Annotated in this window: 25 protein-coding genes; 20 read left to right on the forward strand and 5 right to left on the reverse strand. The window is 30.8% G+C overall.

The features are described 5' to 3' along the window. Positions 1 to 88: 88 nt before the first annotated feature. Positions 89 to 952, reverse strand: coding sequence for a coenzyme F420-0:L-glutamate ligase (locus EDC42_RS03270; RefSeq protein WP_069575188.1), 864 nt, complete (start codon positions 950 to 952; stop codon positions 89 to 91). A gap of 74 nt (positions 953 to 1026) precedes the next feature. Here EDC42_RS03270 and EDC42_RS03275 point away from each other — a divergent pair, with 74 nt between their 5' ends. From EDC42_RS03275 to fbp, 13 genes are all read left to right on the forward strand, one after another. Then, positions 1027 to 1596, forward strand: coding sequence for a pyruvate kinase alpha/beta domain-containing protein (locus EDC42_RS03275; protein WP_069575189.1), 570 nt, complete (start codon positions 1027 to 1029; stop codon positions 1594 to 1596). Positions 1597 to 1715: 119 nt separating this feature from the next. Next, positions 1716 to 2852 carry a cell division protein FtsZ gene (gene ftsZ / locus EDC42_RS03280; RefSeq protein ID WP_069575190.1) on the forward strand — a complete coding sequence of 379 codons (1137 nt, stop codon included), beginning with the start codon at positions 1716 to 1718 and terminating at the stop codon, positions 2850 to 2852. A 114-nt stretch (positions 2853 to 2966) separates the two neighbouring features. Next, a complete protein-coding gene (locus EDC42_RS03285; RefSeq protein ID WP_069575191.1) occupies positions 2967 to 3146 on the forward strand; it encodes a protein translocase SEC61 complex subunit gamma in 180 nt (59 codons plus the stop codon). Between the two features lie 244 nt (positions 3147 to 3390). Further along, a complete protein-coding gene (locus EDC42_RS03290) occupies positions 3391 to 3861 on the forward strand; it encodes a transcription elongation factor Spt5 (RefSeq protein ID WP_069575115.1) in 471 nt (156 codons plus the stop codon). Beyond that, a complete protein-coding gene (locus EDC42_RS03295) occupies positions 3861 to 4340 on the forward strand; it encodes a 50S ribosomal protein L11 (RefSeq protein WP_069575116.1) in 480 nt (159 codons plus the stop codon). The genes EDC42_RS03290 and EDC42_RS03295 overlap by 1 nt, the downstream gene beginning before the upstream one ends. Positions 4341 to 4524: 184 nt before the next feature. Beyond that, complete coding sequence (locus tag EDC42_RS03300) at positions 4525 to 5163, forward strand: 50S ribosomal protein L1 (protein ID WP_069575117.1); 639 nt, start codon at positions 4525 to 4527, stop codon at positions 5161 to 5163. Continuing rightward, positions 5163 to 6167: a 50S ribosomal protein L10 gene (locus EDC42_RS03305; protein WP_069575118.1), complete on the forward strand. Its 1005-nt coding sequence runs from the start codon at positions 5163 to 5165 to the stop codon at positions 6165 to 6167. The genes EDC42_RS03300 and EDC42_RS03305 overlap by 1 nt, the downstream gene beginning before the upstream one ends. Positions 6168 to 6230: 63 nt before the next feature. Continuing rightward, entirely contained in the window at positions 6231 to 6533 is a 303-nt protein-coding gene (gene rpl12p / locus EDC42_RS03310) for a 50S ribosomal protein P1 (RefSeq protein ID WP_069575119.1), read from the forward strand. 254 nt (positions 6534 to 6787) lie between these two features. Next, entirely contained in the window at positions 6788 to 9490 is a 2703-nt protein-coding gene (gene alaS, locus EDC42_RS03315; protein ID WP_069575120.1) for an alanine--tRNA ligase, read from the forward strand. A gap of 226 nt (positions 9491 to 9716) precedes the next feature. Further along, positions 9717 to 9944, forward strand: a complete 228-nt coding sequence (locus EDC42_RS09595) for a hypothetical protein (RefSeq protein WP_123833385.1) — start codon at positions 9717 to 9719, stop codon at positions 9942 to 9944. A gap of 1276 nt (positions 9945 to 11220) precedes the next feature. After that, positions 11221 to 14277, forward strand: a complete 3057-nt coding sequence (locus EDC42_RS03325; RefSeq protein ID WP_069575121.1) for an Ig-like domain repeat protein — start codon at positions 11221 to 11223, stop codon at positions 14275 to 14277. 689 nt (positions 14278 to 14966) lie between these two features. Further along, complete coding sequence (gene thiI, locus EDC42_RS03330) at positions 14967 to 16121, forward strand: tRNA uracil 4-sulfurtransferase ThiI (protein ID WP_069575122.1); 1155 nt, start codon at positions 14967 to 14969, stop codon at positions 16119 to 16121. A 103-nt stretch (positions 16122 to 16224) separates the two neighbouring features. After that, on the forward strand, positions 16225 to 17319 hold the full coding sequence (gene fbp / locus EDC42_RS03335; protein ID WP_069575123.1) for a fructose-1,6-bisphosphate aldolase/phosphatase: 1095 nt from the start codon (positions 16225 to 16227) through the stop codon (positions 17317 to 17319). Between the two features lie 43 nt (positions 17320 to 17362). Here fbp and EDC42_RS03340 read toward each other — a convergent pair whose 3' ends face one another. Next, positions 17363 to 17602 carry a DUF3781 domain-containing protein gene (locus EDC42_RS03340; protein WP_083234882.1) on the reverse strand — a complete coding sequence of 80 codons (240 nt, stop codon included), beginning with the start codon at positions 17600 to 17602 and terminating at the stop codon, positions 17363 to 17365. A gap of 73 nt (positions 17603 to 17675) precedes the next feature. Between EDC42_RS03340 and EDC42_RS03345 the strand changes: the two genes are divergently transcribed. Both EDC42_RS03345 and EDC42_RS03350 read left to right on the forward strand, forming a co-directional pair. Next, positions 17676 to 18785 carry an ABC transporter permease gene (locus EDC42_RS03345; RefSeq protein ID WP_069575143.1) on the forward strand — a complete coding sequence of 370 codons (1110 nt, stop codon included), beginning with the start codon at positions 17676 to 17678 and terminating at the stop codon, positions 18783 to 18785. Between the two features lie 9 nt (positions 18786 to 18794). Continuing rightward, positions 18795 to 19493 (forward strand): ABC transporter ATP-binding protein, encoded by a 699-nt coding sequence (locus tag EDC42_RS03350; protein ID WP_069575124.1) that lies wholly within the window; start codon positions 18795 to 18797, stop codon positions 19491 to 19493. Here EDC42_RS03350 and EDC42_RS03355 read toward each other — a convergent pair. After that, positions 19490 to 19732: a DUF357 domain-containing protein gene (locus tag EDC42_RS03355; protein WP_069575125.1), complete on the reverse strand. Its 243-nt coding sequence runs from the start codon at positions 19730 to 19732 to the stop codon at positions 19490 to 19492. The genes EDC42_RS03350 and EDC42_RS03355 overlap by 4 nt on opposite strands. After that, a complete protein-coding gene (gene pgsA / locus EDC42_RS03360; RefSeq protein ID WP_069575126.1) occupies positions 19725 to 20294 on the reverse strand; it encodes an archaetidylinositol phosphate synthase in 570 nt (189 codons plus the stop codon). The genes EDC42_RS03355 and pgsA overlap by 8 nt, the downstream gene beginning before the upstream one ends. A 47-nt stretch (positions 20295 to 20341) precedes the next feature. Between pgsA and EDC42_RS03365 the strand changes: the two genes are divergently transcribed. The 5 genes from EDC42_RS03365 to EDC42_RS03385 all read left to right on the forward strand — a co-directional run bounded on the left by EDC42_RS03365 (position 20342) and on the right by EDC42_RS03385 (position 24035). Further along, positions 20342 to 20923 carry an L-threonylcarbamoyladenylate synthase gene (locus EDC42_RS03365; protein WP_069575127.1) on the forward strand — a complete coding sequence of 194 codons (582 nt, stop codon included), beginning with the start codon at positions 20342 to 20344 and terminating at the stop codon, positions 20921 to 20923. 64 nt (positions 20924 to 20987) lie between these two features. Further along, complete coding sequence (gene radB, locus EDC42_RS03370) at positions 20988 to 21692, forward strand: DNA repair and recombination protein RadB (protein WP_069575128.1); 705 nt, start codon at positions 20988 to 20990, stop codon at positions 21690 to 21692. 56 nt (positions 21693 to 21748) lie between these two features. Then, positions 21749 to 22918, forward strand: a complete 1170-nt coding sequence (locus tag EDC42_RS03375) for a pyridoxal phosphate-dependent aminotransferase (protein WP_083234879.1) — start codon at positions 21749 to 21751, stop codon at positions 22916 to 22918. A gap of 5 nt (positions 22919 to 22923) precedes the next feature. Beyond that, on the forward strand, positions 22924 to 23649 hold the full coding sequence (locus tag EDC42_RS03380; protein ID WP_233144895.1) for a DUF362 domain-containing protein: 726 nt from the start codon (positions 22924 to 22926) through the stop codon (positions 23647 to 23649). Positions 23650 to 23657: 8 nt separating this feature from the next. Continuing rightward, a complete protein-coding gene (locus EDC42_RS03385; RefSeq protein WP_069575130.1) occupies positions 23658 to 24035 on the forward strand; it encodes a putative zinc-binding protein in 378 nt (125 codons plus the stop codon). A gap of 31 nt (positions 24036 to 24066) precedes the next feature. Here EDC42_RS03385 and EDC42_RS03390 read toward each other — a convergent pair whose 3' ends face one another. Further along, on the reverse strand, positions 24067 to 25845 hold the full coding sequence (locus EDC42_RS03390) for a ribosome biogenesis/translation initiation ATPase RLI (RefSeq protein ID WP_069575131.1): 1779 nt from the start codon (positions 25843 to 25845) through the stop codon (positions 24067 to 24069). Between the last annotated feature and the right edge of the window lie 91 nt (positions 25846 to 25936).

Raw genomic sequence — 25936 nt, forward strand, 5'->3', positions numbered from 1 at the left:
TCTATGATTATTGATTAATATAAAATTTTCTTTAAAATATATTATTTGGCTTAAATTCATTATTTAGCCTATAATTTAGTGGTGAAGGTTATATTTTCCTTATTATTACTGCAGGTGTGTGGATAATTGAATCAAGATCTTCAATAGTTACTTCATCAAATTCAGTACCGAGGACATCCTTAACGCTATGTATTGTTTTCATTTCAGTGGAAAGTGACTTTTGATAATCTTCAGCAATGTTTGCTATTTTTAATGCAGTTTCAACATCTAGTTTTTCACTGCAACCTAATGGTGTGGATCCCATGTTTTCAGATAATTGTCCTTTTACATATCCAAAAAATCCATTATCGGCATCAATTCCTTCAATTGCAATGGGGAGTCCAGTAAAATACTTTCCATTTTTCATATATGTCGCATCAGTATCAATAATCATTACACAAACATCTTTTCCAATCCTCTTTTTCAAGTCTTTAGTGACTTCTTCAGGATTGTCCGGAAGTAATGAAACATAAGTTCCAGGAGCATTGCTTAAATCAACACCTGCCTCAGATGCAGGTTTCAATGCATGTTTTAAACCGTATAGTTGTAAAATTAATTCTTTATGGGCATAAGTTTCTTTAGGCAATTTTCTTAAATTTCTAATTGTTCTTTTTTTAATTCCTAAAGCCGGTCCTAAAATATATCCCCATAAATATTTACTCCAAACTGTTGTTAAGAATTTAGCAGTTAATGATGGTGAATATTTTGATTCATCAATTAGTCTGCCTTGTGAAACTGAAACAGGTGTTTCAGCTATTACTAAATAATCATTATCTTTCATTAGTTCTTTGGCAGGTTTAATAATAACGTCCAAACTTTCATTTGGTTTAATATAACCTGTTTCAATAGGAATTATAATGTAATCTCCATTAATAATATGTTTAATATTTTTTAATTCATTAGAGCTTGTCATAAAAATCTTTATTATAATTGATATAATTAATATAATATAGAATATTTTATAATTATCTATTGGATGGTATTGTTATGGCAAGAAAATTTATTACATATTTTGATAAAGAAGGTAATGATTATACTGATGAGTTAATAATGGCTATTAAGGATAAATTAGATATTACTGATATTAAAAGAGTTATAATTGCTTCTGCTAGTGGTGAATCTGCATTAAAATTATATGAAGCTATTGGTGATGAAGTTGAAATTATTAATGTGACTCATCATGTTGGATTTAGTGGTTCTAATGAATCAGATATTTCAAAAGGCATGATTAAAAAACTTGAAAAGGTGGGAATTAAAACATATTTTGGAAGTCATGCATTTAGTGGTGCTGCAAGAGGAGTCACCAATAAATTCGGAGGGTATTCTCCATTAGATATTGTAGCTAATACTTTTCGAATGTTTTCACATGGGATTAAAGTTGGCGTTGAAATATCTATCATGGCTACAGATGCGGGTTTAATTCCTGCTGGTGAAGAAATAATTGCTGTTGGTGGTAGAGGTCATGGTGTTGATAGTGCTGTTATTTTAACTCCAGTTAATTCAAAAGATTTGTTTGATTTAAAGATTCATGAGATTATAGCAATGCCAAGAGATTGAATGATGTTTTAAGTTTTTTAATAAAATTTCTGATATTTATATAAATTAGTTGCATTTAAATATTAGTAAAAATAGAAATATCTAACAATTATTTTAAAGCAGAGATGTGGGGTTAATTTGTGAAATTTATAGATGATGCAATCAAAGAATCCGAACAAAGAATGGAAGAAAAAGTGCCTGATAAACTCTCTTCCGATATTGACGATGATCTTATAGAGATGATTAAAGGAGCTAAAACTAATATATTTGTTGTTGGTGCTGGTGGAGCAGGAAACAATACTATTTCAAGATTAAATGAAATGGGTATCGAAGGAGCAACTACAATTGCAGTAAATACTGATGCTCAAGATTTATTTTATAGTCAATCTGCTAAAAAAATTCTTTTAGGTAGAAAAACTTCTAAAGGGTTAGGTGCAGGTGGAGAACCGGCTGTCGGTGAAGAATGTGCTGAAGAAAGTGAAGATGAGATTAGAGAAGAATTAGAAGGTGCAGACATGGTATTTGTTACATGTGGTCTTGGTGGAGGAACTGGAACTGGTTCAGCACCGATCATCTCTAAACTCTCTAAAAAATTAGGTGCATTAACTGTTGCTGTAGCTACTATGCCCTTTTCAGCAGAAGGTATTAAAAGAAGAGAAAATGCTGAACAAGGTTTAGAAAAACTCCAAGAGTCTGCTGATACTGTTATTGTAATTCCAAATGATAAATTATTGGAAGTAGCACCTAATTTACCTCTAAACAAAGCATTCATGGTATCTGATGAAATTTTAGGAAGGGCTGTTAAAGGTATTACTGAATTAATTACTAAAAAAGGTCTTGTAAGTTTGGACTTTGCAGATATTAGAAGTATCATGGGAGGTTCTGGAATGGCTATGATTGGTATGGGTGAATCTGATACTGGTGATAGAGCTTTAGAATCTGTACATGAAGCATTAAGTAGTCCATTATTGGATATTGATATATCAAATGCTACTGGTGCATTAGTTAACATATCTGGTAGTTCCGACTTAACATTACATGAAGCTGAGAAAATCGTTCAAGTTGTTGCTGATAAATTAGATCCTGAAGCTAACATTATTTGGGGTACTCAAATTGATGAAAGTCTTCAAAACACTGTTAGAACTACAGTTGTTGTTTCAGGCATTAAAACTGGTTATGAGGAAGATAATTCCCCTGAAATTGAATATGCGGAAGATAATTCTGAAAATAAGTCAGCAGATGATCAATTAGATGATTTCATTGATGGAATTTTCTAATTCTATCTTTTTTTTTTAAAAATGCAAACATTTATTAATGTTTAAATTTAAAAATCATTTTATTACTATTATTTTATTATAATTTTATATAAATTCTTAATTTTGGTTATTTAAATGAATGTTCAAGAAAATTTTAACAAGTTTATCAAAGACAGTAAAAGAGTATTAAAAGTAGCTAAAAAACCCGATGGTGCTGAATACCGTGAATTGGCTAAAATTTCAGTTTTAGGTGTTGCAGTCATTGGTGTTGTTGGTTTTGTTATTGTTTTATTAGGCTCTTTAATCGGCTTATAAAATTAACTTTTTTATTTTTTTGATTTTATTTAATTATAGTAAAATTTTTTGTAATATTTTGTTTTATTTAAAATTATCATTTTTTTAAAAACTTTTAAATACTATAATTTATATAATTATTTATATTATAGAATTCTTATTTTCGAGATATTTTCCTTCTTGAAAATTAGAGCTTTTATAATATTTTTAACTTAATGTATGATTTTATTAACAAGAAAAAATTTTAAAAATAGGTGAATTTTTTATGGAAGATACTAATAGTTCCATATATGCTCTTAAAACATCCGCAGGTCAAGAAAGAAATGTTGCTAGGCTTTTGGCACGTAAAGCTAGAACTATAGATGGTATAGGCATTTCCTCAATTCTTGTTCCAGAATCTTTAAAAGGGTATATTTTAGTCGAATCTTCAACAAAGATAGATCTCAGAAACCCTGATTTAAAAGTACAACATTTAAGAGGGGTTGTTGGTGGAGATGCTACAATTACTTTTGAAGAAGTAAAAAGATTCTTAAAACCAGAACCTATTATTTCCTCTATTCAAAAAGGAAGTATTGTTGAACTTATTTCTGGTCCTTTCAAAGGAGAAAGAGCAAAAGTGGTTCGTATTGATGAATCACGTGAAGAAGTCGTTCTTGAGTTAATAGAGGCTGCAGTACCAATTCCAGTTACTGTTAAAGCTGATCAAATTAGAATAATTCAAAAGGAGGCTGACTGATGGCTAAAGATACAGTCGAAGTTCTTATCGAAGGTGGAACTGCTACTCCTGGTCCACCATTAGGTCCGGCTTTAGGACCTCTCGGTATTAACATGATGCAAGTAGTTGAAGAAATTAATAAGAAAAGCGCTGATTTTGCAGGAATGAAAGTACCTGTTAAAGTCATCGTTGACAGAGATACTAAAGATTTTGAAATTGAAATCGGTACTCCACCTACAACTGCTCTTATCATGGAAGAGTTAGGCATCGAAAAGGCTTCTCATGAACCAGGTTTAGATATTGTAAATGACTTACCAATCGAAGCTGCATTTAAAATTACAAGAATGAAATTTGATTCATTACTTGCTAATGATTATAAATCAGGTATCAAAGAAGTTATGGGAACCTGTGTTAGTATGGGATTATCTGTTGATGGTAAAGACCCAAGAGAAGCACAAAAAGATGTTGATGCTGGAAAATATGATGATATCTTATTATAACAGATATTATTTTGTTAAATTTAAATTAAGTTAATAAATACAGTGTATATGATATTATAATCATGATTATAATGGATATACTGTTTTTAATTCATGCAATCGTTGAAGAATTTTTTTCTTGTAATCGATACTCATGAAACCAAAAAAATATCCAATGAACAGAAAATGTTCATGGGGGATTAATATGACACAAGATGTAATTAACGCGGTGAAGGAGGCAAAAGAACAATCTAAGCCGAGAAACTTCACTGAGTCCGTAGATATTATTATTAATATCCGTGACTTAGATGTCAAAAAACCAGAAAATAGGTTTAATGAGGAAGTTACTCTTCCTAACGGCCGTGGCAAAGATGTTAAAATTGGAGTCATTGCTGATGGGGAACTCATTGTTCAAGCTAAAGATGCTGGTCTTGACACTGTAATTAATAAAGGAGATTTAGAAGCTTTTGGAAAAGACAGGAAATCTGCTAAAAAAATGGCAAACTCTGTTGATTTCTTAGTGGCTCAAGCTGATATGATGCCACTTGTTGGTAGGTTCTTAGGTCCAGTACTTGGTCCTCGTGGTAAAATGCCAAAACCAGTGCCTGCAAGTATTAAATTAGCTCCTCTCTTAGAAAGATTACAGAACACTGTCAAAGTTGGTGTAAAACAGCAACCAAGTATTCAAATTGTTGTTGGAAGCCAAGACATGTCAGACGAGGATATAGCTGAGAATGTGGAAACTGTTCTTACAGTCTTAGACCGCAATTTAGAAAAAGGAAGAAGTCAAATCAAGTCCATGTTTATTAAAACAACTATGGGACCAGTAGTGAGGGTGATCTAATGGCTCATGTTGCAGAATGGAAAAAGGAAGAAGTCCAAGAGATTAAAGAAATCATTAATCAACACGAAGTAATTGGTATTGTTGATTTAATGAACATTCCTGCTAAACAGCTCCAAGAAATGAGAAAATCTCTTAATGGCAAAGCTGTTATCAGAATGTCTAAAATAAATCTTATTGATTTAGCTCTTGAAGATTGTAATGCTGATAAAAACAATATTGTTGATTTATCTGAACATATGGAAGGACAAGTTGCACTTATTGCTACTGAAATGAATCCTTTCAAATTATACAAAATATTAGAAGACAGCAAAACTTCTGCTCCTGCCAAACCAGGAACCATTGCTTCTGATGATATTATTGTACCTGAAGGAGACACAGGTTTTGAACCAGGTCCTTTCTTAGGTGAATTACAACAAGTTGGAATTCCTGCAAAAATTGATAAAGGTAAAATTTGCGTACAAAAAGAAACAGTCGTTGTAAAAGCAGGTGAAGAAGTTTCTAAACAAGTGGCAGCAACTTTATCTAGAATGGATATTAATCCTATGGAAGTGGGAATTGATTTAAAAGCAGTATATGAAGATGAAGCAATTTATACTTCCGACATACTTGCAATCGACGAAGAACAAACATTAGCTGACGTTCAAAATGCATTCAGAAATGCATTTAATTTATCTGTAAACGCAGCAATCCCTACTGATGAAACTATTTCCACTATTATTACTCTCGCATACACTAGAGCTATTAATGTTGGTGTTGCAGGAGCAATTATGACTTCCGAAACTGCTGAACCAATCCTTGGTTTAGCTCAAGCTAAAATGTTAGCTATTGCATCTGAAGTTGCTGATGCACCCGGTGCTATTGATGATGAATTAGCTGAAAAACTTTCTAATGTTGCTGTAGCAGCTGCTCCAGTAATTGAAGAAGTTGTTGAAGAAGAGGAAGAAGAGGAAGAAGAAAGTAGTGAAGAAGAAGCAGCAGCTGGGTTAGGAGCTCTCTTCGGTTAAATTAATTAATTAAAATTTTTATTATTTAATAAACTAACACTTTAAAAAATTAATGGTGATAACATGGAATACATATATGCGGCAATGATTTTACACAGTGCAGAAAAAGAGATTAACGAAGAAAATGTTAAAAGTATTATCGAAGCAGCAGGAATTGAAGCTGAAGATGCTAGAATCAAAGCTTTAATTGCAGCTTTAGAAGATGTTGACATTGATGAAGCTATGGAAACTACTGCTATGGCAGCAGCAGCTCCTGCTGCAGCTCCTGCAGCAGCTGAAGCAGCTGAAGAAGAAGAGGAAGAAGAAGAGGAAGAAGAAGCTTCTGAAGAAGAAGCAGCAGCTGGATTAGGCGCTCTCTTCGGATAGATTTTTAAATCTATCACCTTTCTTTTTTATTTCTTGTTTTAATTTCAAATAATGCTTATTTTTATATAATATAATTTAAATTAACTGTTTTTCAATTCTTGCTTGACATGATTTTTTTTAATATCAAATAATCATGTTTGATATTTTCATTGGTTTAATTGAATTAATTTTTTTAAAATTTACTTTTCACATAACATTTTTCACTAATTATTTATTTATCAAAATTCATAGTTTATACTAATAAATAATTTAAAATGATTAATATGGTAGAAATTTTTGAAAAACTTGGTTATAAACTACAAACTTGTAAAACTTGTGGACAAGAGTTTTACTCTCAAGTGGATAGAGACACTTGTGGTGATGCTCCATGTGATGAGTATGGTTTTATTGCAAATCCTGCTACTGATAAACCATATAATTTGTATGAAATCCAAAAAGTTTTTAAAGAATTTTTAGAAAGCGAAGGCCACACAGCTATTGATAGATATCCTGTTTTAGCAAAAAGATGGAGAGATGATGTATTTTTAGTTGGAGCATCTATCTTTTGCTTCCAACCATGGATTACTTCAGGACTTGTTAAACCTCCTGCAAATCCATTGGAAATCGCCCAGCCTTCTATTAGGTTAAACGATGTTGATAATGTTGGAAGGACTGGTCGTCACATGACTTGTTTTACCATGGGTTCCCATACTGTTATAAATACTGAAGATGATTTTATTTACTGGGAAGATGAAACTATTAGGCTTTGTCATGAATTTTTCAAGTCAATTGGGATTAATACAGAAGAAATTACTTTCATTAAATCCTGGTGGTCTGGTGGAGGTAATGAGGGACCTTGTTATGAAGTATGTTGTAGAGGTGTAGAGCTTGCAACACTTGTTTTCATTCAATATGAAACTTTAGACGATGGATCTAAAAAAGAAATTCCTATTAAAGTTGTGGATACAGGTTACGGTCTTGAAAGAATTGCATGGATTTCTCAAGGAACTCCAACAGCCTATGATGCATGTTTCGCGCCTGTTGTTGATAAATTAATGGAATTAACTGGTGTTGAAATTAATGAAGATATTCAAGGAAAAAATGCCCAAATAGCTGGAATGATGGATATTGAAGATATAGGGGACTTAAAAGATCTTCGCCAACAAGTTGCAGACAGTTTAGGTCTTTCATTAAATGATTATTTAGAAATAGCTGAACCGATGGAGGCAATTTATATTATTGCTGATCACACTCGTTGTCTTGCGTTCATGATTGCTGACGGTATTATTCCATCTAATGTAAAAGAAGGTTATCTTGCAAGGTTAGTTTTAAGGAGAACAATTAGGTTCATGAAAGATTTGAACATGAAAGAATCTCTTGCAGATATTATGGCAATACAGCTTGATTTTTTATCTAAATTCTACCCTGAAATTCGCGATTCAGAACAGCACATCATGAATATTATTTCTCTGGAAGAAGAAAGATATTCCGCCACTGTTAAAAAAGGCAAAAGTATTGTTAAAAGATCCATTAAAAGACTCAAAAAAGAAGGCAAAAACGAAATGCCTCTTAATTTGCTAATAGATTTATATGATGCTCATGGAATTCCTCCTGAAACAGTTGTTGAAATCGCAGGAGATGATTTTGTTGTTAATGTTCCAGACAATTTCTTTACACAAGTGGCGGGAGCTCATGAAAAAGATAATTCTAGTAAAAAATCCACTTTCAAAGTAGATTTTCCTGAAACTGAGTTGTTATTCTATAAATATTTCTACCAACAAGAATTTGAAGCGGAAGTTTTAGGCGTGCTTGAAAAGGATGGAAAACAATGTTTAATCTTTGATAAGACCATATTCTATCCTGAAGGAGGAGGTCAACCTTCTGATATGGGTGAAATTTCAATTGATGGAAATGTGTTAAAAGTAAGTCATGCTGAAAAAGTCGATGATGTGGTGTTACATCATGTAGATGAAGTTTCACAGGATATTGTCGGCAAAACGATCTTGGGTAAAATTGATTGGGATAGGAGAATAACACTTGCACGTCACCACACAGGAACTCACTTAGTTATTGCAGCTGCAAGAAAAGTGTTGGGTCAGCATATCTGGCAAGCAGGATCTCAAAATGGTCTTACAAGGGCACGTATTGATTTATCTCATTACAGGCGTATTACTCAAGAGGAATTAAATGAAATTGAGAAATTAGCTAATGAATATGTAATGGAAAATATTGATCTGGATATTCAGTTCCACACAAGAGATGAAGCACAAGAATTATATGGATTCGTACTTTACCAGGGTGGTATTGTTCCGGGTAAAATGATTCGTGTTGTTAAAATTCCTGGTGTTGATGTTCAAGCTTGTGCAGGCACTCATGTTTTAAGAACTGGTGTAGTTGGACCAATTAAAATTAATAAAACTGAAAGAGTTCAAGATGGTGTGGAAAGAATTGATTTCTCAGCAGGTCTTGCAGCAATTGATTCCATGCAGCATGATAATGAACTTTTAAGGGAAAGCTCATCAATATTTAAAGTTGACAACGAACAACTCCCAAAAACATGTGATAGGTTCTTTAGTGAATGGAAAGCACAGAAAAATGAAATTGACAGGTTAAAAACTCAAATTGCTTCTTTAAAAATGAATTCTTTAGCTGAGGATTATGAAGAAATCAATGGATTGAAAGTTGTATCTGAATTGATGGAAGCGGACTTTAAAGAACTTCAAAAAATAGCTACTGACTTTACGGATAATGGAAAGGCAGATGTAGTTATTATGGGAAACAATGATGGTAAAATCGTTGGTGCAGCTTCTCAAAATGCAATTGATAATGGAATTAAAATTAATAATGTTATCAAGTCTGCAGCTAGTATATTGGGTGGTGGCGGTGGAGGTCGTTTAACATTAGCACAAGGTGCTGGTAAAAACACAGATAAAATGAATGAAGCTATTCAAACAGCAATTGGGTTAATCAAAGGATAAAAATTATCCTTTTTTTATTTTATGAAGGTATTATTTAAAAATTAATTGATTCATGTTTCTTTAAAAAAACTTGTGTTATTTGAATTTTCATTAGTTTTTGAATCACGAATTTTTTTTGTTCTATTTTTTTCTTTATTTTTAATTTAAAAGTAGTAAAATTAAGATATTATGTGGAACTAATATATTCACATGTTAAATACAAATATGAAAACTCCATTATGAATGTATGGAGTTAAAAGAGCATAAACTTCCAGATTTTATTCTGGAGTTTTCTGAATCTGATGATATTTCTCGATTTGGTTGTGAAAATATTGCTGATAATCTATTAGACCGAAAAAAAGGGGTGGAACTTATTTTTGAAAAAATAGAATTAGTATTTGTCCAAATTGTAAGTCAAAAAAAAATACTTGTTAAAAATGGAAAAACTTACGAAAGAAAACTAATTTTTTCATGAATTAGGAGAACAAACATGTACTATTCAAAAAATATAAAATGCAAAAAATGCGGTAAAAGTCTTTTTATCACGGATTTTATCTTCACTTTTTTTATCCTAATTCTAATTATTACATTTGCCTGTTGTTGATGGTATTTGAGAATTTGTACCAAATTTAATGGAGCATGTACTCCATAAAAAATACGATTTGACTTAAAAAAATCAACACAACATCGAAATCTCACATATCAAAGCATAGAAAACATAATTATTAGCATCTAAATTATCCAATTTTAACCATTGAAAATTGGACTTATTCTGGTTATTACTTATTTGACAGTCTTTGGGTCAAAATCAATTTGAATTTGGAATTATATTTTTAGCATTATTTGATGTTAAATTGAATACTTTTAGTTTCAGTCAAATTTAGTTGAATCAGAGGATTCCAAGACTATTTTATCAATTTTTAAACGAATCACTATAGAAATCAAAAGAAAATATCCATAGGGACAGGATTTAAAACATGAAATATTGAGAAGCAATTAGATAAAATTAAAAGTAAAAAACATCATTTTTTCTGCAAATTTCATGTAAAACAAAACATAAACAAAAGATTTAAAGACTATTTCAATAGGAATCAACTAACAGATGATGAAAAAGAAATCTTAACAGATTTAAAACAAGACATTTTATAAAAATATTAGATGCAGAAATACTTAATGATGCTAAAAAATAAACTACGTGGCATGTTGATTGGATAAAAAAATAATCTCAAAACAACTTCACAAACAAAATATTGTGGAAATTTATCATTCCTTTACTTTAAAAAATTAACGAACCACCTTGAAAACACGAATATTTTCCATCCACGAACAATAAAAATCGAAAATATATTCCAAAAAGTATTCCCAAAACACATAAAAAGAACAATGAAAATAAAATTGGGTTTTTTAAGCCGATTCATGCTAAAACTAAATTATTGGAACATAAAAAATGAAAACAAAAAAATCACACAAGTTTTTGAAAGAGCTCCTTTTTAAATACATTTATATTATTGAATTCTAAAATATAATAATTGAATAAGATAATATTGATAAAAATTTAGTTATAATTTACTAATTTATAATTAAAAAAATATAAAAAAGTCTTATTCAGGTTTTTATGATTTAGTAAAAAGAAAAACATAACATCGAATGTTTATGAGTTTGTTGTATTGATAAACAAATTTAAGAACAATTTCTTTTAACTAAAATCAAAGTCTTTATAAAATAAATACGTTAATGGAGGAAATTTTTAAATGAAACTAAAAAATAAGATTTTAGTTTTACTATTATTTTTAGTGCTTATTTGCTGTCTTGGGGCAGTAAGTGCAGCTGAAGATATTAATGAAACCATAACTGCGGATTCTTCAATAGATGATGTGAATACTGTTTCTGTTGAAGATGCAGTTGATGAAACTGTATCTGATGATTCAGATAGTGATAAGGGAATAGTTGAAAATCAAGATGTTGAAAAAACAACCATGTTAACTGATAGGGGAGTTAATGTTAATGCAGCAACATGGAGTAAATTATCACAATATGCTGGAGTTATTGGCACTGATTATATTATAACTTTAACTGGGGATAGTTACGCTACTGATAGTCAAATAAAGTTTAATAATGGTGCTACAATTATTGGTTCTCCAAATAATTACATAACTACTGGATCTTATACTAAAACTCCTTTTCTTAATACAAATTCTGCTCTCACCATAACTTTCATAAATGTCACTTTTAAGAATATGAATGTTGATTATCTTTTAAGTTTAGCAGGAACAAATGTTTTAGAAAATTGTAATTTTTATAATATTACTGCTGGAACTGGTCATAATGCAGTAATCTATAACACAGATGGAACAATGAATTTAACTAATTGTAACGTTATTAATTCATCTGCAGGTTATGGTGTTGTAAGTAATTATAAATCTGGAACTTATACAGGGGTTGTTATGAATGTAAATCATTGTACATTTATTAATAACTCTGCTAGTGTAGAACCTGGTGCTATTAATAATTGTGGTATTTTAAATGTTGATAATTCAGAATTTATTAATAATACTGCTACTTGGTGGGCAGGTGCAATTCACACTCATTACAATGCACAAACTATAATAAATAACAGTCTTTTTGAAGGTAATGTCGCAGGATGGAATGGTGGAGCATTATATACCTACAGTACATTAAAGGTATATAATTCCATTTTTAAAAGAAATAAATGTCACACAAATATTGGTGGTGGAGCTATAGGTGCTTCAAGATGGTGGAGTGGAAACTATGATATTACAATAGTGAACTGTACTTTTGAAGAAAATGAAAACTGTAATACTAATGGAAATGGTGGTGCAATTACTGCTTTGAATAGTGGGGCATTAAATGTGCATGACTCAACTTTCATAGCCAATGTTGCAAAAAATGGTCAAGCAATATCTGCTTTCAGTCAAGCATTTGAAAATATTACTGCAGGTATTCCAAACTTAAAAGTATACAATAATACTTTCTACAATCACACTTTAACTACATCCGATACAGTTGAAATAAGTGGAAATTACACATTTGAAAACAATACATTTATTAATTGTTATCAGACTAATTTAGGGACTAATAACGTATTTATTAATCCTGTAACACTTAATAACAATAATTTGATTCTTAAATCAAATAAAGAGCATTTGTTAATGAGTAATTTATCTGAAAATATTTTAAAAAATGCTCCTAATGTAATATATGTAGATAGTAATTCTGATAAGGACTGTGATGAAGATCCAAATATTGATGGTCACAATTGGGAAACTGCTTATGGAGGAATTTTTGCTTTATCAAGTGCAATATTTAACATATGTGATGGTGGAAAAATTTATCTTGCAGATGGTGAATATAGTTATAGAACAAACGGTGCTATTACTCATCCTAAAAATTTAACTATAATTGGTCAAGGAGCAAATACTATTGTTGACCTTATTTCATGTGGAGAAGAAACTACTTATACATGTATTTTTATTAATTTAACAGTTTCTGGTAAGGATTATGGTAGGAACACCAATTTTATTAATTGTACATTTATTAAACCAATTTCAATATCTGCTGATATAAATTTAAATAGTGTTTTAAAAGAACATGCTGTGGAAAATGGATATGCAAATACATATTTAATAAATTTTGATAATTGTGTTTTTAAAGATGTTGTTGACGATAGAATAATCACTTTATTTGAATATGGTGCTTTGAATTTTACTGATTGTGTTTTTGAGAATATTACTGCTGATTCAATTGTTTATCGCAATAGTACTGGCTATTTTGAGGATGACAGTATTTCATTTAGGAATTGTACTTTCAGTAATTGTAAGTTTAATGGTGTAGTTGATTCTAAGACTAATTTTGATGATGCTATTGTTATTGAGGATTGTACTTATGATGGTGATGTTGCTTTAGGTACTACTGAGGTTGATGGTCATTTTTATGTAAATGCTACTAAACTTAAGGTTGTTGCTGTTGCTACTAATATGAGTATTTCTTCTTCTCAAAGAGGGGTTGTAGTTATTACTCTTAGAGATGCTGAAGGTAATGCTGTTAGTGGTGTTAATGTTAGTTATACTGTTAATGGTGTGAATATGAGTGGCGTTAGTGATGCAAATGGCACTATCACTATTTCTGATTTAACTGATGAAGTTACTGTTAGTGCAAATTTCACTGGTAGTGAATCTTATTTAGCTTCCAATAACACTGCTAGCTTTAATTTCACAATTCCTAAAGTTTCAACTAAACTCTATGTTTCTAGTGTGACTACATTTTATAATGCAGGTAAGTATTTGACTGCTACTTTAAAAGATTCCAATGGTGAAGTTTTAGCTAATCAGAAAGTTACAATTAAAATCAATGGTAAAACATATAATAAAATAACTAATGCTAAAGGTCAGGCTACTTTAAAAATAAGCACTCTTTTACCTAAAAAATATACTGCTACTGTAAATTATGCTGGTGATGATACACATATTAAATCTTCAGCTAATGCTAAAGTAATTGTTAAAAAAGCAACTCTTAAACTAACAGCTAAAGCAAAAACATTTAAAAAATCATTAAAAACCAAAAAATACACAATAACCTTAAAAAACAATGTAGGTAAAGTCATGAAAAAGACCAAAGTCACATTAAAAATCAAAGGAAAAACATACAAAGCATACACCAACAGCAAAGGAATAGCCACATTTAAAATTACAAAACTAACTAAAAAAGGCAAATACAATGCTTACATTAAGTTTGCAGGAAGCAAATACTACAACAGCTTAAACAAAAAAGTCAAAATAACCTTAAAATAGATGAACCCAACATTCATCTACCATTTTTTTCTTTTATGAGTTAGAACTCCCATTCCAATAGATTATTTTTAAAATTGTTATAATTTGATAATAGTACTTTTATTTCAAACAAAAAACCATATTTACTTTTTTATGGACTTTTTTAAAAAGTTGTGTGATTTTTTGTTTTTTATGTTCCAATGATAGTATGAATCTTTTTAAAAGTCCTTATGGTGTTTCATTGTCTTTTTTTATGTGTTTTGGGAATATTTTTTGAATTATGTTTTTGATTTTTTATTGTTTGTTGATTGGATATTTTTGTTTTGGGTCGTTAATTTTTTTGAAGTAAATAGTGTCAGTCAAAAGTAATTTTTTTAATACAAATTTTTCTTTGTTTTTGAATTGAAGTAAGTTTAATCAGTTTCAAAAATTAATCTTAGATTTTTTGGGGGATATATTAAAATAAGAAAAAAATTTCACAACCCAAAAACTACCAAAAAATCAAATCACACAAATTTTTGAAAGGGCCAAAATTTAAATGAATATTTTAATCGAAAAATTAATTGTCATACAAGTTTTTGAAAGAGTTGTTGTTGAAAAGTTTTATTAATGTATAAATTAAAAAAATATGCTTGCTGTTATATTTTAAAAAACTAGTATTGAAGGGATTACTATTTTTTCAGCGTGTACTAATTAAAAGAGTTGTATAAATGAATTATGATTTAATTATTGCCAGATATGGTGAAATTGGTGTTAAAAGTCCAAAAATCAGGTCACGTTTTGAAAGAAAGCTAGTTAAAAATATTAAAGCTACTTTTGATTGTGAAGTTGATAGAAATCAAGGAAGAATTTATATTCATCCAAAAGATTTTGAAGATGGTGTAAAAAAATTGAACAGAGTATTCGGTGTTGTATCTTATTCTCCAGCCACATCTACTACTGCTACTTATGAAGGTATTGATGAAACATTAACTAAATATGTTGGGGATTTAATTTCAGAAGATTTAATTGATGAAAATACAAAATTTGCTATTAAATGTCGTCGTGTTGGAAAACATGATTTTTCATCACAGGAAATGGCTGCTCACTGTGGTGGGGTTGTGAGAAATGTTGTTTTAGCTCCAGTTGACTTAACAAATCCTGATTTAACAATATTTGTTGAGATTAGAGATAATAATGCTTTTATTTTCCATGAAAAAATTAAAGGACCTGGTGGTCTTCCATTAGGAACACAAGGAAAAGTTGTTGCATTGCTTTCAAGCGGAATTGACTCTCCTGTCGCTGCTTATTTGATGATGAAGAGAGGTTGTGAAGTTATTGCACTAAATTGTGACAATTCACCATTTACAACTCCAAAAGCTAGTGAACTTTTTGATGCATTAGTTGATCAGTTAAATATTTATGCAAAAGGTTCTCCTATTAAAAAACGAGTTGTTCATTATGGGGAATATCTGCAAGCTGCTAAGGATAAGGCTCCTGAAAAAATGACTTGTGTTTTATGTAAATCTGGAATGTATCATATTGCAGAGAAATTAGCTTTGAAACTTGGAGCAGATGCTATTGTTGATGGAAGTAGCGTAGGTCAAGTGGCTTCACAAACATTATCAAATATTTTAGCTACTAGATATGGTGTTGACATGCCAATTCTATCTCCATTAATTGGTTTGGATAAAGAAGAGATTACTCAAATTGCTAAAAAAATTGGCACTTTTGAAATCTCTAAAATTGATGATGGTGGATGTAGTGCGGTTCCTAGATATCCTGAAACACAGGCAGATTTAGAACGTGTTAAATTAGCTTGTGAAGATATGAATCAGGATGAAGAAATTGAAAAAGCTTTTAGAAATATTGTAAGATTTGATTAATTTCAATCTCTTCTTTTTTTATTAAACATAATAATTAAATACTATACTACATAGAAATAATAAATGTATAGTAAATAATAATTTACTAATCGAGGTTATTAAAATGAAAACTACTGTTAGTGTAATTAAAGCTGATATTGGAAGTGTGTCTGGACACTGTGTAGCACACCCAGAATTAATTGATATTTGTGATGAAGTTTTAAATGAAGCTTTAGAAGCAGGTATTATAAAAGATTACTATATCTCCCGTTGTGGAGATGACATTGATTTAATCATGACCCATGATAAAGGGGAAGAAAATGAAGAAGTTCATAAAACTGCATATACTGCATTCATGAAAGCTACTGAAAGAGCACGTGAATTAAAATTATACGGTGCAGGTCAGGATTTATTAACTGATACTTTCTCTGGAAACATCAAAGGTATGGGTCCTGGTGTAGCAGAAATTGAATTTGAAGAAAGACCTTCTGATCCTGTACTTGTATTCTGTTGTGATAAAACTGAACCCGGTGCATTTAATTTACCAGTATTCAGAATATTCGCAGATCCATTCAACACTGCAGGTTTAGTAATTGATCCTAAATTACACGACGGTTTTAAATTTGAAGTATTCGATGTAATTGAACACAAAAAAGTTATCTTAAACTGTCCTGAAGAAATGTATGATTTACTCGCATTGATTGGTTCTACTGGCAGATATGTAATTAAAAGAGTATGGAAGAAAAATGGTGAAATTGCTGCTGCAGTAAGTACTGAAAGGTTAAACTTAATGGCTGGAGAATATGTTGGTAAAGACGACCCAGTATGTATTGTAAGAGCACAATCCGGTTTTCCTGCTAATGGTGAATGCGTAGATCCATTTGCATTCCCACACATCGTAAGTGGATGGATGAGAGGATCTCACAATGGTCCAATGATGCCTGTATCTGAAGCAGAAGCAAACCCAATCAGATTCGATGGTCCTCCTAGAGTGGTTGGTTTAGGTTTCCAAGTATCTAACGGGGAATTAATAGGTCCTGTAGACTTATTTGATGATCCAGCATTTGATCCTACTCGTGAACAAGCTGCTAAAATTGCAACTTATCTCAGAAGACACGGTCCATTTGAACCTCACAGATTACCTGCTGAAGAAATGGAATACACTTCATTACCTGGTGTAATGAAAAAACTAGAATCCAGATTCGAAGACATGGATTAAATTTAAAGAGATTTTTCATCTCTTCTTTTTTTATTTTAAAAAATTAGTTTTTATGGGCAGTTATTATTGTAAAACTGCTTGAATTAATGGTTATTATACAATTATCAGCTTTGACATAATAATTTTTTCCTTTTTTAGTTACTTTTGAATCTTCTTGTTTAAGTTTTGAAATGCAATAACTGACGGGTTCGGATGTTATTTGTAAATTTTTTTGCACTCTTCCAATACCCATTTCAGTTGTATGTATTTCATCGATATTTTCCAGCAGATATGTTTTATGCATTTTAACACCTGATTTTCGCATTTCATTTTGTGGCATGATTAGTTATTTATATATTTTTATCCTATTTATTATTATGTCATTTTTAAAATTCATTCTTAAAAATCCATTTAGGAGAAAAAATAGTGCAATTTTGGCTATTGTTGGTATTGCAATAGGTATTGTCGTTATTGTTTCTCTCGGTGGCATTACTGATGGTTTAATTAATACTTTTGAAGATACTATACATGCAGGTGGTGCTGACTTTTCAATTTCAGGAAAAGAAACTGGAAATTCGGCATATGGAACTAATACAATTGATTCTAGTTGGACAGAAAAAATAGCCAAGGTACCTGGAGTTGATGAAGCTTATCCAATTTATGTTGTTCTAACTTCGGTTGGTGATGATTATATGAATACTTTAATTGGTATTGATCCTGAAGGTAGTGAACTTGCAGACATATCAATGAAAGAAGGTAGGATATTTGAAGACAATACTTCTGAAGTTATTTTAGGTGAAATCTATGCAGAAGATAATAATTATTCTGTTGGAGACAGTATCATAATTAATGGTGAGGACTTTAAAGTTTCAGGTATTTATGAAACTGGTGATCAAAACATGGCTGGAGGGGTTTTTACATCAATCTCTAAAATTGGAGAGTTAATGGATGATAAAGACTCAATTTCAAATATTTATGTTAAAGTAAATAAGGGGGAAGATGCTCAGGCTGTTGCTGATAGAATTGATACTAAATATGGGGATAATATCACAACAGTCACATCAGTTATGGAAATGACTCAAATGGCTGATATGTTGAATATGCTTCAAGCATCCACTTGGGCGATTTCACTTTTAGCTATTGTAGTTGGTGGTCTTGGCATTATCAATACAATGTTAATGTCTGTATTTGAGAGAACTCGTGAAATTGGTGTTTTAAAAGCTGTTGGTTGGTCTAATAAAAAGATTCTTACAATGATTGTAGGTGAATCATTAGTAATTACAATAGTCTCAGCAATTATCGGGTCATTAATTGGATTTTTAGCATGTACTCTGTTAGGTCCGCAAATGGGAATAAATCCATTGTTCACTCCGAAAATTTTCATACAGGCATTTTCAATAGCAATTATTGTTGGGGTTGTTGGAGGGTTATATCCTGCAATTAAAGCAGTAAAACTTCCACCAACAGAAGCATTGAGGTATGAATGAGGTGGTTTGATGAATGCTGTGGAAATAAAAGAGTTATATAAAAGTTATGAGGGCGGAAAAATAAAAGCATTAAATGGGATTAATCTCACAATTAAACAGGGAGAATTCGTATCTATTATTGGTCCGTCAGGTTCTGGCAAATCAACATTGCTAAATATGCTGGGCGCATTAGATATTCCTGATTCAGGAACAATCAATGTCAATGGGCATGACTTAAAAACATCTAAAAAGTTAAATGAATTCAGATCAAAAAAAATCGGTTTTATTTTTCAGCTACATAATTTAATTCCAAATATTTCTGTTGTTGAAAATGTTGAAATTCCAATGTATACTCAAAAATTATCTTCTAAAGAGATGCGATTTCGCGCATTAAAGTTATTGGATGATGTTGGTCTTAGTGAAAAATCAAAAATTTTACCAAATAAATTGTCTGGTGGTGAACGTCAGAGAGTTGCTATTGCTCGTGCACTGGCAAACAATCCATCAATAATATTAGCAGATGAACCAACAGGATCACTTGATTCTAAAACAAGTAGTAAAATTCTTAAACAATTAATTGATTTGCATGAAGACAAAAATGTGACTTTGATAATTGTAACTCATGATATGGATGTAGCTAAACTGGCTGATAGGGTTATTGAAGTTTTAGATGGTGAAATAATATCTGCAGGTGATGATTCATTAATAAATAGTAAAATTGATGTTTAGATGATTCCATGAATCATCCTTAAAGCATCAAGCAGTCCGTGGCTGTATTCAATACAACCGAATGCAGTCCTCATATCTTTTTTTTCAAGATAATATTTTGAATCATTCCAGTAATCAATAGCTCTGTCATAAACTTCTTTTTCTTTTCCTTTAAAAGTAATATCGGCAACTTGATTCAAATTCCTTTCTAATTTTAAAATATCTTTCGCTATCTTTTCAGGACTTTCAAGTTCAGTCATTTAATTGCCTCCAAACATGTAATATTCTTTGTCCAACTGTGAAGTAAGATAAAATTACTAAAATGTAAATAATGTATGTAAAGTAAATGTCTCCTGCGAAGTATCCAATTATTGCTCCAATCATTAAAATAATCATACGAACAGCACGTTCTGCAATTCCAATATTGCAATCAACTTCCTGAGATTCGGCTCTTGCTCTTACATAACTAACACATATTGCAGAATGGATTGCCAGTATTCCAACTAACCAATCACAGTATCCTCCAAATATTATTCCGATGTAAATTATTGCATCTGCAAATCTATCCATTGTTGAATCAAGAAAAGCACCGAATTTAGAAGATTTTTCATGATATCTTGCAACAGCACCATCAACAACATCTAAAAATCCCGAAAGCAGAATTGCTATTGTTCCTAAAATTAATAATTTATTTGCAAATCCATAAGCTGCAAGTAGAGCAACAAATGGTGAAATTATTGTCACAATATTCGGATTAATATTTAATCTCTTAGCTATTGGGTTCAATATTCTTGTTAATAATGGTCTTAAACTTTGAAGCATAATTTATATATAAAGATTTTATATAATATATGTGTTAGGTAATTTAAATGAAAGTTTTAAAAACAAGTATTGATTGTGTTGATGAAAGAATAATTAATGAAGCGGTTAATGTATTGGCTAATGGTGGGGTTGTATTATATCCCACTGATACTGTTTATGGATTGGGAGCTAATATTTTTGATAATAAAGCAGTTAAAAAAGTTTATGGTATTAAACAAAGAAGCTTATTAAAACCTTTTTCAATACTTGTTAAGGATATTGAATCTATTAATCTGGTTGCAAAAGTCTCATCAGCTCAAAAAAATCTTTTTAATAAGTATTTGCCTGGACCTTATACGTTTATTTTAAATAAACGCAATATTGTTCCGAGAGTTGTTACAAGTGGGTTGGCTAATGTTGGTGTTAGGGTTCCGGACTGTGATATTGCTTGTAATCTTGCTAAAATTTTTCCAATAACTACAACTAGTGCTAATGTTTCTGATGATGAGATGCTATCTAATCCCAGAGAAATTTTAGAACAATTGGATTGTGATGTTGATTTGGTAATTGATGTTGGAGATTTAGATTCAAATGTCCCTTCATCGATTATTGATTTATCAGGATTCAAACCAAAAATAATAAGAAAATAAAATTTAATTTTCAATCAATATTATTCTTAACTTATATATTTTATAAAAAACAATATAGATTATCATGAAAGTATTGGCTAATTTTGAAGACAATCACAAAATTCCATCAAATTCTGCTCTTGATGTGATGTTGGCAGGGGGATTTGAGAAAGGAACAATTACTCAGATATTTGGACCACCTAGTTCAGGTAAAAGCAATATAACTCTTTCAGTTGCTGTCAATGTTGCTAAATTTAATAAAAAAGTGATTTACATTGATACTGAGGGCGGAATCTCAATTGATAGGATTAAACAAATTGCAGGTGTTGATTTTTCAAATGTTGCTAATAATATTATTGTTTTCGAACCAACAAGTTTTTTAGAACAAAATGATGCAGTAAAGTCTATTGATGCTTGGCTTAGAAGTAATCATAATGATGTTGATTTAATTGTTTTAGATTCTGCTGTGGCATTGTACAGGGTAGATGATATGAAATCATCCAAATTAAATAAAGAATTAGGTAAACAGATGGGTCTTTTATCTAAAATTGCAAGACAGTATGATGTCGCCATTATTTTGACAAATCAAATTTATAGTTCTTATGATGATGAGGGAAATAATGATATTAAAGCAGTTGGAGGAACCATTTTACAATACTGGAGTAAAGTAATAATTCAGCTTGAACGTGGTGAGGAAATCAATCAAAGAATCGCCACATTAAAACGTCATAGAAGTATTCCTGAAGGAAAACAAGTTACTTTTTCAATTACTTCAAAAGGAATTATTTAGGTACTTTTATTAATAATTAATTATATATACTTATTTTGGAATTGTTGAGTGATATTATGAGGACTGATTTTGATATAAAAAACCCAAAGAAAAAGTTTAAAAAAACTGAAAGGGTGCCTCCAAAGGGTTATGATAATGCAAATGATTTTTTTGAAGATATGTATATGGATGAAAATATGATTTGGATGGGTCAAAACACCAACCATTTGCATGATGATACAATAGCTAATGCTATGATTGATGCTATCCGTATGAAAACTTATTGCAGATATCCGGCTCCAGAAGGGTTTTCTGAACTCAAAAAATTAGTTTTGAAAGATTTAGGTTTTGAAGATGAAGAAGTTTTATTAACCTCTGGTGCAACTGAATCATTATATTTATGTATGCAAGCTCTTTTAACTCCTGAAGATAATGTGATTCTATCAGATCCTGGATATTTTATTATTGGAGACTTTGCAAATAGATTTGCAAATGAAGTAAGATATGTTCCTATTTATGATGAAAAATACGGGTATAAGTTAACTCCAGATCTTTTAAGAGAAAATATGGATGAAAATACTCGTATGGCTATTTTAATTGATCCATTAAATCCTTTAGGTTCCTCATACACGGAAGATGAATTAAAAGAATTTGCAGAAATCGCAAAAGAAAATGATATTTACCTTTTACATGATGTTACTTACAAAGACTTTGCAAGAGAACATTTTCTTGTAGAGAATTATGCTCCTGGTCAAACTTTGACAATTTACAGTTTTTCAAAAATATTCGGAATGGCAGGTTTAAGAATTGGTGGGGTTGTATCCTCAAAACCGATAATTGATGCTATTAAGAATGCTGTTGTAAATGATTTGGGAGTAAATATTATTTCTCAATATGGTGCCATTGCAGGACTCAAATCAAAAGATGTTTGGTTTGAGGATATGAGGCAAACTTGTTTTGAAAATCAGAGATTAATTAAAGAAATGGTTGATACAGTGGATGGTATTTTCTTACCTGTTTATCCATCAGATGCAAACATGATGGTTATCGATATTTATGATACAGGTATCAATCCAAAAGATTTGTCAAATTATTTAATTCAGAAAGGACTATTCACAAGAGAAGGAGAATACACTTCTGATGAATTTGGAGAGAGATACTTACGTGTCAGTTTTTCAATTCCAACAGAAGAGATTAAAATATTCTGTGAAGAGTTCCCTAAAGCTATTGAAGCTTTAAGAAAATGATTAATATGGATTTTAAGGGGTTCAGATACCACAAGCCGCTTCCTAATTTTTATAAAACTGATAATCCTTTAACTCCTAAAAGGGAGATTTCCGATGATTTACTTTTAAAGTTAGATAATTTAGCTAAAAAATATAATTTCACTGGAATTAGCTATTCTAAATTATCTGATGACTTTAAAAAGGATTTTAATATAGATTTTGATAATGTAATTATTTTTAGATTTCTTATGAAAAATGAATTGATAAAAATGGAATCTTCCCCTGAGAAATCTAAATTAATGGATATGGAGTTTCAAGTATATGGGATTCATATCTATGAATTTGCAGATTTTTTAAGAGAAAACGGATTTCAAGCAGATTTATTGCATCCATTTGATGATGACTTAAGTTTAAAATCAATAGCTATGCAATCTGGGGATTGTATAATTACTAGAAGTAACATATGTTTATTTAAAGAAGGGTTGCATAATGGATTTTTCATGATTCATACATCAATTGATAATTTACCATTTAAAAATGAAAATGATATGTTATGGGTTAAAGATTTCTGTTCAACTTGTGGGGTTTGTATTGAGAGATGTCCTAACGATGCATTTGATTATGAAGAAAATCTGCTTCGAAAATTTTGTACAGCTCATAGAGAAGGTTGTAGTGAATGTATTTTAATATGTCCTTTCTTTAAAAGAGGTTATGATAAAGTTAAAAGAAGATATGATGGAATGAAAAAGTAGGTGTAAAAATGAATGATAAAATAGCTTTAGTTTCATGTAGTGGTTTGAGCCCATTAGGATTAGTTGTAAGAGCAGCAAGTGTTGAACTTGCTTTAGAAAATGAAAATATTGTTGCAGCATGCATTACAGAATATTCAGCACAACCAAACAATTGTTCTCCAATACTGGATGATGCAAAAATAGTTACTATAACTGGTTGTGGAGATGACTGTGCATCTGTTATTCTAAAAGATAAAAATATTGCTGCTGTTAAAAATATTTCTCTAGATCATGTTGTAAAAGCCTATGAATTAAACCCTTTGGATGCAGTTCGTTTAGATGAGGATGGTGAAAAGGCTGTTGTTGTTTTGAAAAAATACATCTTAAAAGAACTTGAAAATATCTAAAAATTTTAAAAACAAATTTAAAAGGAGATATTTAATCTGATAAGTAATAATATTCTCCTTTCTCTTTTTGTTCACGGTCTTTATAACTGTCAAGTTTATTTACTCTAGGTCTTTTTGTTTCTTTATCTCTTCTAAATGTAATATTAAGATTTCCTAAAAATTCGTTCATTGCATTTCTAAGGTCAGTTGGTTTGGATGCATGACCGTTTAAACCTGGAGTTCCGTTGAATACCATTGCCCTATCTGAAATGTAGTCAATAAATACGATATCATGGTCAACGATAAGTGAAGCGGCATTTCTACTTTCCACCATTTTGCGGATAACCCTTGCAGCTATTAATCTCTGTTCAACATCTAAAAATGCTGTTGGTTCATCAAAAAGATAAATTTCAGCATCTTTCGATAGTGTTGCAGCAATAGCTAATCTTTGAAGTTCCCCTCCACTTAATCCATTAACTGGTTTGTCTAACATTTCATCTAAAGTTAACGGTTTCATAATTTCACTATCGAAGATTTTACTACCAAAACTTGGAGCATTCATGTATAGGAAGTCACTAACAGTTCCTTCAAAGTTAGAAACAATGTATTGCGGTTTGTATGCAATGGTAACTTCTTCATCAATTTCACCATTGGTTGGTTCTTCAACTCCTGCAAGCATTTTAGCAAAAGTGGTTTTACCAATACCGTTTGAACCGAAGGCAGTTATAATTTCGTCGTAAAATATTTCACCAGCATCTGCAGATAATCTGAATCCATCATACTCTTTTTTTAAGTCAGAGTAACTTGCAAGTACATCTCCCTCGTCTTCTGGAGTTGGTGGCCTTATGGTAAATTCAATAGGATTTTTTCTAATTCTTACATTTTCTTCATTTAAAAATCCATTAATATATGCATTAATTCCCAAACGAACACCTTTTCTTCCAGATACAACTCCATATCCTCCAGGTTGACCATATAGGATATTTATGTTATCAGATAATGCATCTAAAGTAGCGAGGTCGTGTTCAATAACAAGTACACTTTTGCCTTCATCAGCAAGTGAACGAATTACTTTCACTGCATTTAATCTTTGAGATACATCCAGCCATGAAGTAGGCTCATCGAAATAATAAAAATCCCCTTCTCTTAAAACAGTAGCGGCTATTGCAACTCTTTGAAGTTCCCCACCACTTAAGTTTTCCATTTTTCTTTCTAATACATTTTCAAGTTGTAATTCTTGGGTAACATAATCCAGTTTATCTCTTTCATTAACATTTGTTAGTAAATCTTTAACTTTACCTTTTACAACTTTTGGAAGTTGATCAACCATTTGTGGTTTTAGGATGGTTTTTATATTTCCTTCGGATAAATCTCTGAAATATTTCTGAAGAGATGATCCCTTGTAAAATTCGATTACTTCATCCCAGTTTTCAGGCTTGTTTTCAAAGTCTCCAAAATTTGGAATCAGATTACCAGATAAAATATTCATGATTGTGGATTTACCAATACCGTTTTGTCCGAGAAGACCTAATACTGTTCCTTCTTCTAAAGTTGGAAGTCCAAATAATTCGAATTGATTTTGACCAAATCTGTGAATGGGCTCTCCTACAGCTTCTGGTAAGTTGATAATTGTAATAGCATCAAAAGGGCAGCGGTTTGTACAAATACCGCATCCTTCACATAATTCTTCAGATATCAACGGTTTTTTTGTATCTTCATCAATTATTATGGTGTCTTCATCCATTCTAACACCTGGACAATAATTAATACAAAGATAATCACATTTTTTAGGTTGACATCTATCTTTGTCTAAAATTGAAATACGAGTCATTATTATCTCCTTATAAATATAATCATCAATAGTTATGTAAATTATTATTAATTAAATTTTACAATAAATAAGTTAATTTTTTAATGTACAA

Origin of the sequence: Methanobrevibacter gottschalkii DSM 11977 (assembly GCF_003814835.1) — an archaeon.
In the GTDB taxonomy this organism is placed as follows: domain Archaea; phylum Methanobacteriota; class Methanobacteria; order Methanobacteriales; family Methanobacteriaceae; genus Methanocatella; species Methanocatella gottschalkii.